The organism is Methylobacillus methanolivorans (assembly GCF_054588515.1).
Window position 1 is genome coordinate 209,399 of the sequence record NZ_BAAILT010000004.1, and the last position, 12,559, is coordinate 221,957.

13 protein-coding genes are annotated in these 12,559 nt (G+C 66.5%); 11 read left to right on the plus strand and 2 right to left on the minus strand.

Features of this window, described 5'->3' with window-relative positions; translation table 11 throughout:
* Positions 1-205: 205 nt before the first annotated feature.
* From LG202_RS10920 to LG202_RS10965, 10 genes are all read left to right on the plus strand, one after another.
* Entirely contained in the window at positions 206-862 is a 657-nt protein-coding gene (locus tag LG202_RS10920; protein WP_004265557.1) for a hypothetical protein, read from the plus strand.
* A gap of 67 nt (positions 863-929) precedes the next feature.
* The gene (locus LG202_RS10925; RefSeq protein ID WP_004265560.1) at positions 930-2,045 is read left to right on the plus strand and encodes a DUF6094 domain-containing protein; all 1,116 of its coding nucleotides are present in this window, start codon (positions 930-932) and stop codon (positions 2,043-2,045) included.
* 132 nt (positions 2,046-2,177) lie between these two features.
* Positions 2,178-4,460, plus strand: coding sequence for a helicase-related protein (locus LG202_RS10930; RefSeq protein WP_016451645.1), 2,283 nt, complete (start codon positions 2,178-2,180; stop codon positions 4,458-4,460).
* Between the two features lie 159 nt (positions 4,461-4,619).
* On the plus strand, positions 4,620-5,231 hold the full coding sequence (gene pilL2, locus LG202_RS10935; RefSeq protein ID WP_016451646.1) for a PFGI-1 class ICE element type IV pilus protein PilL2: 612 nt from the start codon (positions 4,620-4,622) through the stop codon (positions 5,229-5,231).
* Complete coding sequence (locus LG202_RS10940) at positions 5,228-5,872, plus strand: hypothetical protein (protein WP_004265569.1); 645 nt, start codon at positions 5,228-5,230, stop codon at positions 5,870-5,872. The genes pilL2 and LG202_RS10940 overlap by 4 nt, the downstream gene beginning before the upstream one ends.
* Before the next feature lie 9 nt (positions 5,873-5,881).
* Entirely contained in the window at positions 5,882-6,613 is a 732-nt protein-coding gene (locus LG202_RS10945) for a TIGR03759 family integrating conjugative element protein (protein WP_004265574.1), read from the plus strand.
* A 23-nt stretch (positions 6,614-6,636) separates the two neighbouring features.
* Positions 6,637-7,182, plus strand: coding sequence for a transglycosylase SLT domain-containing protein (locus tag LG202_RS10950; protein ID WP_004265577.1), 546 nt, complete (start codon positions 6,637-6,639; stop codon positions 7,180-7,182).
* Positions 7,179-7,733: an integrating conjugative element protein gene (locus tag LG202_RS10955; protein ID WP_004265578.1), complete on the plus strand. Its 555-nt coding sequence runs from the start codon at positions 7,179-7,181 to the stop codon at positions 7,731-7,733. Before LG202_RS10950 ends, LG202_RS10955 begins: the two co-directional genes overlap by 4 nt.
* Positions 7,734-7,753: 20 nt before the next feature.
* The gene (gene traD / locus LG202_RS10960) at positions 7,754-9,913 is read left to right on the plus strand and encodes a type IV conjugative transfer system coupling protein TraD (protein ID WP_021194022.1); all 2,160 of its coding nucleotides are present in this window, start codon (positions 7,754-7,756) and stop codon (positions 9,911-9,913) included.
* The gene (locus tag LG202_RS10965; protein WP_004265580.1) at positions 9,910-10,659 is read left to right on the plus strand and encodes a TIGR03747 family integrating conjugative element membrane protein; all 750 of its coding nucleotides are present in this window, start codon (positions 9,910-9,912) and stop codon (positions 10,657-10,659) included. Before traD ends, LG202_RS10965 begins: the two co-directional genes overlap by 4 nt.
* A 135-nt stretch (positions 10,660-10,794) precedes the next feature.
* Here LG202_RS10965 and LG202_RS10970 read toward each other — a convergent pair whose 3' ends face one another.
* Together LG202_RS10970 and LG202_RS10975 are read right to left on the minus strand one after the other, a co-directional pair.
* Entirely contained in the window at positions 10,795-11,664 is an 870-nt protein-coding gene (locus LG202_RS10970) for an ImmA/IrrE family metallo-endopeptidase (RefSeq protein WP_003454806.1), read from the minus strand.
* A 2-nt stretch (positions 11,665-11,666) separates the two neighbouring features.
* The gene (locus tag LG202_RS10975; RefSeq protein WP_003454804.1) at positions 11,667-12,053 is read right to left on the minus strand and encodes a helix-turn-helix domain-containing protein; all 387 of its coding nucleotides are present in this window, start codon (positions 12,051-12,053) and stop codon (positions 11,667-11,669) included.
* A 276-nt stretch (positions 12,054-12,329) separates the two neighbouring features.
* Between LG202_RS10975 and LG202_RS10980 the strand changes: the two genes are divergently transcribed.
* Complete coding sequence (locus LG202_RS10980; RefSeq protein WP_003454802.1) at positions 12,330-12,554, plus strand: DUF2188 domain-containing protein; 225 nt, start codon at positions 12,330-12,332, stop codon at positions 12,552-12,554.
* Positions 12,555-12,559: the final 5 nt, after the last annotated feature.

Consider the following 12,559-nt stretch of genomic DNA (forward strand, 5'->3'; position numbering starts at 1 on the left):
AGGCGCACCTTGGCGCAGGCTATGTCCCATGTCCGTCGGCGTTGCCGACAACATGCCCAGGTAGTCCAGACCTTCAAGGCTACGGTGCGTTGCGACGCACGGTCTGATTCTTCACCACGACGCTCACCGCGTCTTCTTCCATCCCCCTGGGGCAGTGACTGCCCTCGCGGTTGGTGCTGTCTCCGCTCACTTCGAGGACATCACCATGCCTGCACCTTCTTCCCCCAAGACGCTCTATCGCATCGACGAATGCCCCGACCTGATGGCCGATGGCGTCGTCGGTGACGAGAACGGCAACCTGGTCTTCATCTCCCTCTGGGCGCGCGACACCGCCGTCCAGGAATTCCTGGCCCGCCTCACCCTGGGCCGGGACGAACAGGGACTGGATCAGTTCCACGTCATCACCGAGCAGGGCGCCAGCATCCCGGTCTTCGTCGGCAACGTCGAGAACCTGGAGAAACGCAGCGCACGCGCCTACCGGCGCACGCTGTTCGGCTCGCTGACCAACATCTGGCTGTTCGATCGGCGCTGCGTCAAACCCGACAAGGCCAACGCCAGCGCACTGGCGCTCCTGCCTCGCGATTCCACGCACCGGCTCGACCGGCTGTGGACGCTGGTGCGGGACACGTGCCCGCTGCCGCTTCTCGATCCCTGGCGCGACAGCGTACTGGAACTGCTGCAGGCGAAGTCGATGCTGACGCGCCTGCCGTTCGCCCTCGGGCCTCTGGAAGGCCATCGGCTCGCCATCGACGTGCCGACGCTGACCGAGGTGCTGGGCGGCCTGATCCGCAGCGGCGCGCTCGTCGGCGGCGCACCCGCCAGCCGCACCCCCTCGGCGCAACCGCTCGAAGCGGTGGCTTGAGGTTCCTTCACCGGACATGCACGCGCGCATGTCCGCATCCCTTCATCTTCAATGCCAGGAGATTCCCATGGCCCTCATGTTCCCGCGGCTCGCCCGCAACTTCGTCAAGAACGGGTACTTCCCCACGGATGAACCCACGCTCGAAAGAGCACTCACCGCACTGGCGCCCGCCGAGGCCTCGGCCGGGCCGCTGTGCATCCTCGATCCCTGCGCCGGCGAAGGCGTGGCGATCGCCGAAGCCGCGCACGCCCTCGGGCGCGAGCAGGTCCAGGCCTTCGCCGTCGAGTACGAGGCCGAGCGCGCACGCCATGCCCGGCAACTGGTCGATCGCTGCATCCACGGCGACCTGATGGACACACTGATCAGCCGGCAGAGCTTCGGCCTGCTGTGGCTCAACCCGCCGTATGGCGACCTGTCCAAGGACACCAACGGCAACGTCGGCTACCAGGGCCAGGGCCGCGCTCGGCTGGAAAAGCTGTTCTATCAGAAGGCGCTGCCGCTGTTGCAGTACGGCGGCGTGCTGATCTACATCGTCCCGCACTACGTGCTCGACGCCGAGCTGGTCGGATGGCTGACCCGGCACTTCGCCGAGTTGCGCATCTACCGCGCGGTGGACACGCAGTTCAAGCAGGTCGTGATCTTCGGTCGCAAGGTTCGCCAGCGCGACCAGGCATCGGAGTCTGTCAAGGCCACGCGCGCGCTGCTGCTGCAGATAGGTCTTGGCGACGCCGAAGCGGAAGAGCTGCCAGTCGAATGGCCGTTCCTGCCCTACACGGTGCCTGCCACGGCCGAGCCGGAGCACTTCTACCGCGTGACGATGGAGCCCGAGCAGTTCGCCGAGGAAGTCGGCCGACTGCAAGGGCTCTGGCCGACGCTCGACACGCACCTGGGCGCCGCGCAGCAGTCGCTGCGGTCCCCGGCGCGAGGTTTATCGCATTGGCATCTCGCCTTGGCACTCGCCGCAGGTGCGATCTCCGGAGTGGTGAAGTCCAAGACGGGCCGCGTGCTCGTCGTCAAAGGCGACACCCACAAGGAGAAGACCTTGCACACGGAGTACACCGAGCGCGACGACGGTTCCGTGGCCGAGACGCGCATCCTGACCGACAAGTTCGTGCCGGTCATCCGTGCCTGGGACATGACACCAGGCTCGCCGACCTGCGGCGAGGTGTTGACCATCCGCTGATCGCTGTTCCCTGACGGTCGCCGTCGATCTGTTCTTCCACTGCGGCTTCGCGCCGTTCTTCTCTTCCCACCCCGGGGCATGCCATCGCCCCGCAGGGGGAGGTGCATGCCCCATCTTCTTTGGAGCATCACCATGTCCCTCGATACCGAAGTCGTTCCCGCCGCTGATGGCACGCCCGTCCAGAGCGACGTGCTCGAAGCGACTGCTTCTCCCCTGGCGATGAGCCTTCAGGATTTCGTTGCCGAATTCGGCGACGAGCTGCTGGACTCGCTCAACCGCGCCAACCCTCCCGTCTACACCGGCCAGGCCCGGCCGCATCGCCAGCTCGTGCTGGCCAGTCTCAAGCGCAAGCTGTTCGGCGCGCAGGCCGAGGTGGTGCATGCCGTTACCGAGCTGCTGGCCGACCGCGGCGAACGCGCCGCGATCGTCAATGGCGAGATGGGCTGCGGCAAGACCACGGTCGGCATCGCCACGGCGGCCGTGCTGCACGCCGAAGGCTATCGCCGCACGCTGATCCTCTCGCCGCCTCACCTGGTCTACAAATGGCGCCGGGAAATCCAGGAGACGGTGGCCGGCGCCAAGGTCTGGGTGCTCAATGGCCCGGACACGCTGGTCAAGCTCATCAAACTGCGCGAGCAATTGGGCGTGCCGGTACGCGGCCAGGAGTTCTACGTTCTCGGTCGCGTGCGGATGCGCATGGGTTTCCACTGGAAGCCCGTCTTCAACGTGCGGCGCACGCGGCACGGCGAAGTGGGCGCATGCCCGGACTGCGGCCAGGTCATCACCAATCTCGACGGCGAGCCGATCAACCCGGTCGAACTCGAAGCCGAGGACTACCGCCGCCGGTGCAGCCATTGCGCCGCACCGCTGTGGACGCTGATGCGACCGCGGAGCCTGTCCGCCAGCGACCAGTCCACGGCCGTCTTCAAAGCCTTGCAGCGCATCCCGACCATCGGAGAGGTCACGGCGCATAAGCTGATGAAGAAGTTCGGCGACGGCTTCCTGGCCTCAATGCTGGGCGACAACATCCACGAGTTCATCAACCTCATGGATGCCAACGGTGAGCTGGTGTTCTCGGATCGTCAGGCGCACCGCATGGAGCGGGCGATGGCGAACATGGAGTTCGGCTTCGGCGAGGGCGGGTATCAGCCCAGCGAATTCATCAAAAGGTACTTGCCGCAAGGCACGTTCGACCTGCTCATCGCCGACGAGGCGCATGAGTACAAGAACGGCGGTAGCGCCCAAGGCCAGGCCATGGGCGTGCTCGCAGCGAAGGCGCGCAAGGCCTTGCTGCTCACTGGCACGCTGATGGGCGGCTACGGCGACGACCTGTTCCACCTGCTGTTCCGAGCCCTGCCTGGGCGAATGATCGAAGACGGCTACCGCCCGACCAAGAGCGGCAGCATGACCTCGGCCGCGATGGCGTTCATGAGGGATCACGGCATCCTCAAGGACATCTATTCCGAGAGCACGGGCACGGCGCACAAGACGGCCAAGGGCAGCAAGGTCTCGGTGCGCACGGTCAAGGCGCCGGGCTTCGGCCCGAAGGGCGTGCTGCGTTGCGTCCTGCCGTTCACGGTATTCCTCAAGTTGAAGGACATCGGCGGCAACGTGCTGCCGTCCTACGACGAGGAGTTCCGCGAGGTGGCGATGGACACGGCGCAAGCCGCGGCTTATCGCGATCTGTCGTTTCGTCTGACCTCGGCGCTGAAACAGGCGCTGGCCAAGCGCGACACGACGCTGCTCGGTGTGGTCCTCAACGTGCTGCTGGCCTGGCCGGATTGCTGCTTCCGGTCGGAGACGGTGGTGCACCCGCGCACACGCCAGACCTTGGCCTTCGTTCCGGCTCAGTTCAACGAGCTGGAGGTGATGCCCAAGGAGCGCGAGCTGATCGAGATCTGCAAGCAGGAGAAGGCTGCGGGTCGCAAGACGCTGGTCTATTCGGTCTACACCGGCACGCGCGACACCACGTCGCGCTTGAAGGTGCTGCTGGAGCAGGAAGGCTTCAAGGTGGCGGTGCTGCGCGCAAGCGTGGATGCCTCCCGCCGCGAGGACTGGATCGCCGAGCAGTTGGACCGCGGCATCGACGTGCTGATCACGAACCCCGAGCTGGTGAAAACCGGCCTGGACCTGTTGGAGTTTCCGACGATCGTGTTCATGCAGTCGGGCTACAACGTCTACAGCCTGCAGCAGGCGGCCCGGCGCTCATGGCGCATCGGCCAGAAGCTGCCGGTTCGCGTGATCTACCTCGGCTACGCGGCTTCCTCGCAGATGACCTGCCTGGGGCTGATGGCGCGAAAGATCATGGTCTCGCAGAGCACGTCGGGAGACGTGCCCGAGTCGGGATTGGACGTGCTGAACCAGGACGGTGATTCCGTCGAGGTGGCACTGGCCCGGCAACTCGTCGCGGCCTGATCCACCCACCCACGCCGGCTGCCCTTCGGGGCGCCGGCTTCTTTTTTCCGTGCATCGATGGCGCGCGATGAAGTCGGGCGCCTGCCAGTTCCCTTTGTTTGCTGCCCGAACGCTTCGCGGCGGCGATGGTGAGGGCTCCGTGTTCCAGGGAATTGCCCCATGCAACCACTCACCTGCGTCGCTCACCGCTTGGCTGTGCCTGCCTTGCTGGCCGGCTGCGTGCTCATCACCGGCTGCGCCGCCACGGGCACGACGAGCCCTCCCACTGTCCATGACTCGCTCCCCGAGCCTGCGGTGTTGGTCAGAACCATCGCCCCGGAGCCCGAGCCGGGCCTGATCCCGGTGGCCCGCTACGGGCGCTACACGCTGGTCGAGATGGTGCCGGAACCGGCACAGCGCGACCTGCTGCGACAGGTGATCGAGATTTCGATTCCGCCGATCTTGGACGCGAGCGTCGGCGATGCCCTTCGGCACGTGCTGCTGCGCACCGGCTACCGGCTCTGCGACGCGACGGAGGCGACCGCGCTGTACGCGTTGCCGCTGCCGGCGGCGCACCTGCGGCTCGGGCCGCTGCCGCTGCGCGATGCCTTGCTGGCACTCGCCGGCCCGGCCTGGGAGTTGTCCGTCGATGACGCTTCGCGCGCGGTGTGCTTCACGCGCGTGACGACTGCGCGTGCGCCGAGCGCAAGCCCGATTCCCGCGGCTCCGGCACCGAGCGCGCCGGCCGCCGAACCCGCCGATTCCCACGTGCCCCAGGAGGCCCAGCCATGACCATCCCGCAGCTTCCCGACGAGAACGCCGGCCGCGCGCGCTGGTTGAAGATCACAGCGGCCGCATGGCTGCTGCTCGTGAGCATCCTGGCCGTGGTCAACAGCGTGGGCCTGTCGCGCCTGAGCGAGCAAAGCCAGGCCAGCGCCCAGGATGCCCACGTGCAGGCGCTCAACACGCGCGTCGCCGAACTCGAACAGCAGGCGGCGGCCTCGAAGAACCAGCCCAAGCCCGTCACCCAACCCGACTTCGAGGCCGCCCGCAAGTTGCTGGACGAACGCCTGGCACAGGTGGAGCACACCCAGGGCGCAGACGCCCATGCCGGCGACTTGCAGGCGCTGCAGGCGCGCATGGGCGACCTCGAAGCTCGCATGAAGCGAACCGCCGCGCCTGCCGCGGCACCCCGGCGCACCGCCGAGCCGGCCAAGCCCAAGGTGCCCGAACCGCCGTTCAACGTCGTGGGCGTGGAGCTGCGCGGCGGCGAGCGCTTCCTGTCGGTGGCGGCACCCAAGGCGTCGTCGGTGCTGGACGTGTGGCTGCTGCGCGAAGGCGATGCCGTGGGCGCGTGGCATCTGCTGGCGATCGAGGCGCGCGCCGCCGTGTTCCGCGTGGATGGACAGACCCAGCGCCTCGCGCTGCCGTAGGAGCCGGCCATGAAGCACGCCGCGATCTGCTTCGCCGCCATCCTCGCCGCTGTCGCAGGAACGGCAGGCACGGCCTCGGCACAGTCGGCGCCGGTCGCGTCCTCGCGCACGGTGCCCGCCCAGATTCAGAACAGCAGCGACGCCGCGCTGGACGAACGGCTGGCGCGCGATTGGGGCCTGCGCTCCGATGAGTGGGCGCGCTACCGCCAACTGATGCAGGGGCCGCTGGGCATCTATTCCCCGAACCTCGATCCGCTCACGGCGCTGGGCATCGAGGCGCGCAGCGACGAGGAACGCAACCGCTATGCGGAGCTGCAGGTGCAGGCGGAATCGAAGCGCGTGGGCAAGACGCTGGCCTACCAGCGGGCCTACGACGCGGCGTGGAAGCGGCTCTATCCGGGACAGCAGCGCGTGAACATGCCGGGTGCGAAGGCGCCGGGCGCCGGCAACCGGGGCTCGGGCCGGCTGGCGGTTTTCGTGAAGGCCGAGTGCCCGTCGTGCGAGCAGCGCGTGCGCCAGCTGCAGGTGGCCGGCACCGCCTTCGACCTCTACATGGTCGGCAGCCGCCAGGAGGACGCCCGCATCCGCCAGTGGGCGACGCAGGCCGGCATCGACGCCGGCCGCGTGCGCTCCCGCACCATCACGCTCAACCATGACGCCGGGCGCTGGCTGTCGCTCGGCCTGCCCGGCGATCTGCCCGCCGTGGTGCGCGAGGTCAACGGCCAATGGCAGCGGCAGTAACCCGCCGTGCAGGCTGCGCGGCCTTGGTCCTCGGCCTCAGCGCCCATGCCGCCATCGTCTTCGGCCAGGAGGTGCCACCACCCGCCTACCAGCTCGCCGCCCAGCAGGCGGGCGTGCCGTCGCCGGTGCTGTATGCGGTGGCGCTGCAGGAGAGCGGCGCCCGGCTGCGCGGCCGGCTGATCCCGTGGCCGTGGACGCTCAACGTCGCCGGCCGCGCCGAACGCTATGCCACGCGGGCCGAGGCCTGCGCCGGCATCCGCCGGGCGCTCGCCCGCACGCCGGTCAACCGCATCGACGCCGGCCTCGGCCAGGTCAACCTCGGCTACCACGCGCACCGCTACGCGCATCCCTGCGAGCTGCTCGACCCATACCGCAACCTCGCCATCGCCGCGGAAATCCTGCAGGAGCAGCACACGCCGGGCGAGGACTGGCTGGTCGCCATCGGCCGCTACCACCGCCCCGCGGGCGGGGCGCCCGCCGCCCGTTACCGCCGCAGCGTCCACCAGCACCTGACCCGCGTGCTCGGGCCGGGAGCCTCACTTCCCTCTGCCCGGAGTCCCATGCCATGAACCGCATCCTCGTCGCCGCGACTGCGGCGCTGCTGGCCACCACCGCAGACGCGCAGGACCGCGGCCCCGTTACCAAGAACAGTTCCCCGCCGCTGATCGTGGTCGAGGACAAAGGCGGCACCTCGGCGCTGCCGTACTACCGGGCCTTGAATCCGCAGGATGCGCAGCCCGGTCAGCCAGCCACGCCGCAAACCAAGCCGCGCATTGGCGGCCCGGCCGAAGCCGAGGCGGCCATGCTGCCGGTGCGCTCGATGCGGCTGACACCCGGCGACGAGCCGCGCCGCGTGATCCGCGCGCCGGGCCTGACGCCGCTGTTCCTGATCGGCGACGACGACCGCTCACGAGCCTGGCTCCAACGACGGGGCAAGGACTTGCAGGCGCTACGCGCCGTGGGCTTGGTGGTCAACGTGGCGACGCCCGAAGCCCTGGCCGCGCTGCGTCGCCTCGCACCGGGCTTGATGCTGTCGCCGGCCTCGGGCGACGAGCTGGCGCAGCGCTTGGGGCTCAAGCACTACCCGGTGCTGATCACCGCCACCGGCATCGAGCCCTGACGTGACGTGAAGCACCCGCCATGCCCCAGTCCCAAGCCGTCGAAGTCTTGCTGCGGCCAGCGGTGGAGCTATACACCGTCGCGGTCTGTGCGGGCGCCGCGTTTCTGTGCCTGGTGGCCCCGTGGTCGCTCGCGCTGAGTCCCTTGCTGGGCCTGGGCAGCGCGCTCGCTTTCCTCACCTTCGGCGCGCTGCGCTTTCGCGACGCCTGGGCCATCCTGCGCTACCGGCGCAACATCCGGCGCCTGCCGCGCTACGTGATGACCAGCCGCGACGTGCCGGTCAGCCAGCAGCGGCTGTTCGTCGGCCGGGGCTTCCACTGGGACCAGCGTCACACGCACCGACTGATGCAGACGTATCGGTCGGAGTTCCGTCGCTACGTGGAGCCGACGGCAATCTATCGGATGGCACGGCGCATGGAAGAGCGCCTGGAGTTCGCGCCGTACCCGTTGTCCAAGATGGCGAAGGCCCTGGCCTGGGACAGCCCGCTGAACCCGGCGCGGCCGCTGCCGCCGGTGGGCGGCCTGCCGCGGCTGCACGGCATCGAGCCGCACGAGGTCGACGTCACCCTGCCGTTGGCCGAGCGCGTCGGCCACAGCTTGGTGTTAGGCACCACGCGCGTCGGCAAGACCCGCCTGGCCGAGCTGTTCATCACGCAGGACATCCGGCGCAAGGTCAATGGACAGCACGAGGTCGTGATCGTCTTCGATCCCAAGGGCGATGCGGATCTGTTGAAGCGCATGTACGTGGAGGCCAAGCGCGCCGGACGCGAAGGCGAGTTCTACGTTTTCCACCTGGGCTGGCCGGACATCAGCGCCCGCTACAACGCGGTGGGCCGCTTCGGACGCATCTCGGAAGTTGCCACGCGCATCGCCGGCCAGCTTTCCGGTGAAGGCAACAGCGCGGCGTTCCGCGAGTTCGCCTGGCGCTTCGTCAACATCATCGCGCGGGCGTTGGTCGAGCTGGGGCAGCGGCCCGACTACCTGCTGATCCAGCGCCATGTCATCAACATCGATGCGCTGTTCATCGAGTACGCCCAGCACTACTTCGCCCGGAACGAGCCCAAGGCCTGGGAGGTCATCGTCCAGCTCGAAGCCAAGCTGAACGACAAGAACATCCCGCGCAACATGATCGGCCGCGAGAAGCGCGTCGTCGCGCTGGAGCAGTACCTGTCGCAGGTGCGCATCTACGACCCTGTGCTCGACGGCCTGCGCAGCGCGGTGCGCTACGACAGGACGTACTTCGACAAGATCGTCGCATCGCTCCTACCGCTGCTGGAGAAGCTGACCACCGGCAAGATCGCGCAGTTGCTGGCGCCGAACTATTCGGACCTCGCCGACCCACGCCCGATCTTCGACTGGATGCAGATCATCAGGAAGCGGGCCGTGGTCTATGTCGGCCTCGATGCACTGTCGGACGCGGAAGTCGCGGCGGCGGTCGGCAATTCGATGTTCTCCGACCTCGTATCCGTCGCGGGTCACATCTACAAGTTCGGCATCGACGACGGCCTGCCGGGTGCCGCGACGGGCATCAAGGTGCCCATCAACGTCCATGCCGACGAGTTCAACGAACTCATGGGCGACGAGTTCATACCCATGGTCAACAAGGGCGGCGGCGCGGGCGTCCAGGTCACGGCCTACACGCAGACCCTCTCGGACATCGAGGCACGCATCGGCAACCGCGCGAAGGCGGGCCAGGTGGTGGGCAACTTCAACAACCTGTTCATGCTGCGCGTGCGCGAGACCGCCACGGCCGAACTGCTGACGCGGCAACTGCCCAAGGTCGAGGTCTACACGACGACGGTGATGAGCGGCGCCACCGACAGCTCGGACCCGACCGGCAACACCGCCTTCACCTCCAACACGCAGGACCGCATCAGCAGCAACAGCGTGCCGCTGATTGAACCGGCGCACGTGGTCGGGCTGCCCAAGGGCCAGTGCTTTGCACTGATCGAGGGCGGGCACCTCTGGAAGGTGCGCATGCCCTTGCCGGCGCCCGACCCCGACGAGGCCATGCCCAAGGATTTGCAGGAGCTGGCCGGCTACATGCGCCAGCACTACGTCGAGGCCGGCGATTGGTGGGACAACAATGGGCTTCCCGGACTGCAGGACCAAGCACTGCCCGACGACTTGCTCGCCGACTTCAAGCAGATGGCCAGCGCGGATGAAGGGGCCACGGGATGAGCGACCCCGCCGTCGCCGTCCAGCGCCAGCAGGTTCGCCAGCAGGGCCTGATCGCAGGCCTCATCACGCTGCCGTTCCGGCTGTTCGGGGTGTTGGCCGGTTCGCTGGTGCTGTGCATCGCGATCGAGTGCATCGGCATGCACTTCTTCTGGCCCGAGCAGGGCTGGCGCCATGCGCAGGGCATGCTGAACTACGAGCTGTCGCAGGTCTCGGAGCATTTCACGCAAAGCGTGCTGGTGCAGGAGCCGGGGCGCAGCGCCCTCCAGCTCGTCGAGTGGGCCTACCAAGGACTGTTCGTGAAAACGGGCCTGCTGGACTGGATACGCGACGCGGCGGCGCAATCGCGTGCCGGCGCGCGCAGCCAGGCGCAGGACTTCCGCTACTACATCGGTCAGCTCTACGTGCATGTCGAGAGCTACCTGATCGCCTCGGCGTACACAGTGCTGGTGTTCCTCGTGCGGCTGCTGGTGCTGGTCCTGACCTTGCCGCTGTTCCTGATGGCGGCCTTCACCGGCCTGGTGGACGGGCTCGTGCGCCGCGACGTGCGCGGCTTCGGCGCCGGCCGCGAATCGGGCTTCGTCTACCACCGGGCGAGAGCCAGCCTGATGCCGCTGGCGGTGCTGCCCTGGGTCACTTACCTCGCGCTGCCGGTCAGCGTGCATCCGCTGCTGATCCTGCTGCCCAGCGCGGCGCTGCTCGGCGTCGCGGTGTGCATCGCGTCGGCGACGTTCAAGAAGTATCTGTGAAAGCGGTTCAAGATAATCTCCGTCTCACTCTTCATGGCGACTCATCGACACCAAACATCTTTTGACCTTTGACACTGCATCCACCCTACATCTTCGAGGCCATGTGGCCACTCAGACACACGAACGCAAATGGTCTCAGCGGCGCCTGCTGCGTCCCGGCCACGGTAGCTGCCCAGTGAGTTCAGCCAAGCCACCGTCGTCCTCGACGCGTACACCGAAGCGGTTCACTTCGACCTCAGGTAAATCGTCGCTGTCGAACCAGAGCAGCGAGGTCGTGGTGTCAGTACGTGCGTAGTGCCTGGAGAGTTCCCAGAGATCGAGGCCCTTTTCCCAGTTGTCGAACCAGATGTCTTGTGCAACCTCATCTGTGTCGGCAGCACTGCTGCCTGAAGAACGGAGACGGTGAGCCACAGAGCCGACAGGAATGGCAGACCTGGGAGATATCCAAGCCCCAGCCTGTCGCAAACTGGTGGAGCGTGCCGCGTAGCGCACTGCACCGCGCTCCATGGTGACGAAGGCGCAAGGGATGTCGCTGAGGGAGGCGAACCGCGACGCAGCGGCGGGAAATGATGTGCTGAAAAGCGCCGCCATGCCCTGGATCAGCTCCAGCGAAGGTTCTTCCTTGGGCACAAGCGATAGCCATTGCTGATACGGCATCAGCAACTCGGCGGCGAAAGTGTCGCATGCGATTTCGTTCGGATGCCGCTTCGCATAGGACCAGGACGGCACCTCTTCGTGGCTCGATTCCAGCGCAAGGACGATATGCGCAATTTCGTGGCAGATGGTGAAGCGTTGGCGTTCTTCTGTCTCCAGCGAATTCACCGTGATCACGTGCTTGCCATTCGGCTTGGTGATCGTGTAGCCGGACTCCCCCTCACTAAGCTCCTCTTTCTTGACTTTGGCGTTGGCCGCGACCACATAGGGCGTCAGGTCTTCTCGGATGCCGGACACATCAACCTTCGCAACAAAGGCCCGTGCTTTCTGTGTGACATCCGCTTCATCCATATTCAGTCATCCTCGTCCTCGAATGCTCGCTGTATCCGGGCGATCAGTGTCGCGGGATCGGGCCTTGTATTTCCACGATGCCTCACGCCTGCTGCAGCCGAAAAGATGTCGATGCTGATGGAAGGATCGTTCAGCACGAATTCAACAAGGCGGGGATCGGCCTCCGCATGGTCGACAAGCCACATCACCAGCGCAGCATCTCTTTCACCTGGTTTGAGAACCTTCAGCAGCTTCTCGACTAAGTCCACTGACGGATTTGTCTTTTCGCCGGACTCCAGCCGGTGGACATAGGCATGGTCCACCGAAGACAGTTGACCGATTTCGCGCAATGAGAGGGTTCTGCGCTCGCGTAGCGTCTTGAGGGCGACGCCCAGGCCTGTTTGTGACATCCGTTCCGTTCCTTGTGGCTGCGGCGGACAACGGTGTGTGTCCGGTCCGAAGCAGTTGCGTTCTGCGGCACCAAGCCCACCATTTGCAGTTTGGCACCAAGTCTGATACATTGTTGTCCAGCCAGACAACAGAAGTGAGTTCTACGACTGCAGCAAGTTGATTTGGCTTGACTCGCCCGTTGTCTGCAAGAGCAACGAATTTTGCTTCAACCGGTGGTCATTGGCAACCCGGCCGGCTGGCCGGGGTCTCGATGGTTCAACTTTAGGAAATTCGCCATGACAGGCAAAAATCAGCATGTAGTTCCTCACCAGGACGGTTGGGCCGTCAAGGGTGCCGGCAATCAACGGGCAACCTCCGTGCACGATACGCAGCAGCAGGCCATTGACGCGGCGCGGGACATCGCACGCAACCAGCAGTCCGAACTGGTCATCCACCGTCCGGACGGTCGCATCCGTGACAAGGACAGCCACGGTAACGACTCCTTCCCGCCGAAGGGCTGAGTGCC

Bases quoted from the DNA above. Each gene is read 5' to 3' on its own strand.
- LG202_RS10920 (WP_004265557.1), top strand. From the start codon at position 206: ATGCCTGCACCTTCTTCCCCCAAGACGCTCTATCGCATCGACGAATGC.
- LG202_RS10925 (WP_004265560.1), top strand. From the start codon at position 930: ATGGCCCTCATGTTCCCGCGGCTCGCCCGCAACTTCGTCAAGAACGGG.
- LG202_RS10930 (WP_016451645.1), top strand. From the start codon at position 2,178: ATGTCCCTCGATACCGAAGTCGTTCCCGCCGCTGATGGCACGCCCGTC.
- pilL2 (WP_016451646.1), top strand. From the start codon at position 4,620: ATGCAACCACTCACCTGCGTCGCTCACCGCTTGGCTGTGCCTGCCTTG.
- LG202_RS10940 (WP_004265569.1), top strand. From the start codon at position 5,228: ATGACCATCCCGCAGCTTCCCGACGAGAACGCCGGCCGCGCGCGCTGG.
- LG202_RS10945 (WP_004265574.1), top strand. From the start codon at position 5,882: ATGAAGCACGCCGCGATCTGCTTCGCCGCCATCCTCGCCGCTGTCGCA.
- LG202_RS10955 (WP_004265578.1), top strand. From the start codon at position 7,179: ATGAACCGCATCCTCGTCGCCGCGACTGCGGCGCTGCTGGCCACCACC.
- traD (WP_021194022.1), top strand. From the start codon at position 7,754: ATGCCCCAGTCCCAAGCCGTCGAAGTCTTGCTGCGGCCAGCGGTGGAG.
- LG202_RS10965 (WP_004265580.1), top strand. From the start codon at position 9,910: ATGAGCGACCCCGCCGTCGCCGTCCAGCGCCAGCAGGTTCGCCAGCAG.
- LG202_RS10970 (WP_003454806.1), bottom strand. From the start codon at position 11,664: ATGGATGAAGCGGATGTCACACAGAAAGCACGGGCCTTTGTTGCGAAG.
- LG202_RS10975 (WP_003454804.1), bottom strand. From the start codon at position 12,053: ATGTCACAAACAGGCCTGGGCGTCGCCCTCAAGACGCTACGCGAGCGC.
- LG202_RS10980 (WP_003454802.1), top strand. From the start codon at position 12,330: ATGACAGGCAAAAATCAGCATGTAGTTCCTCACCAGGACGGTTGGGCC.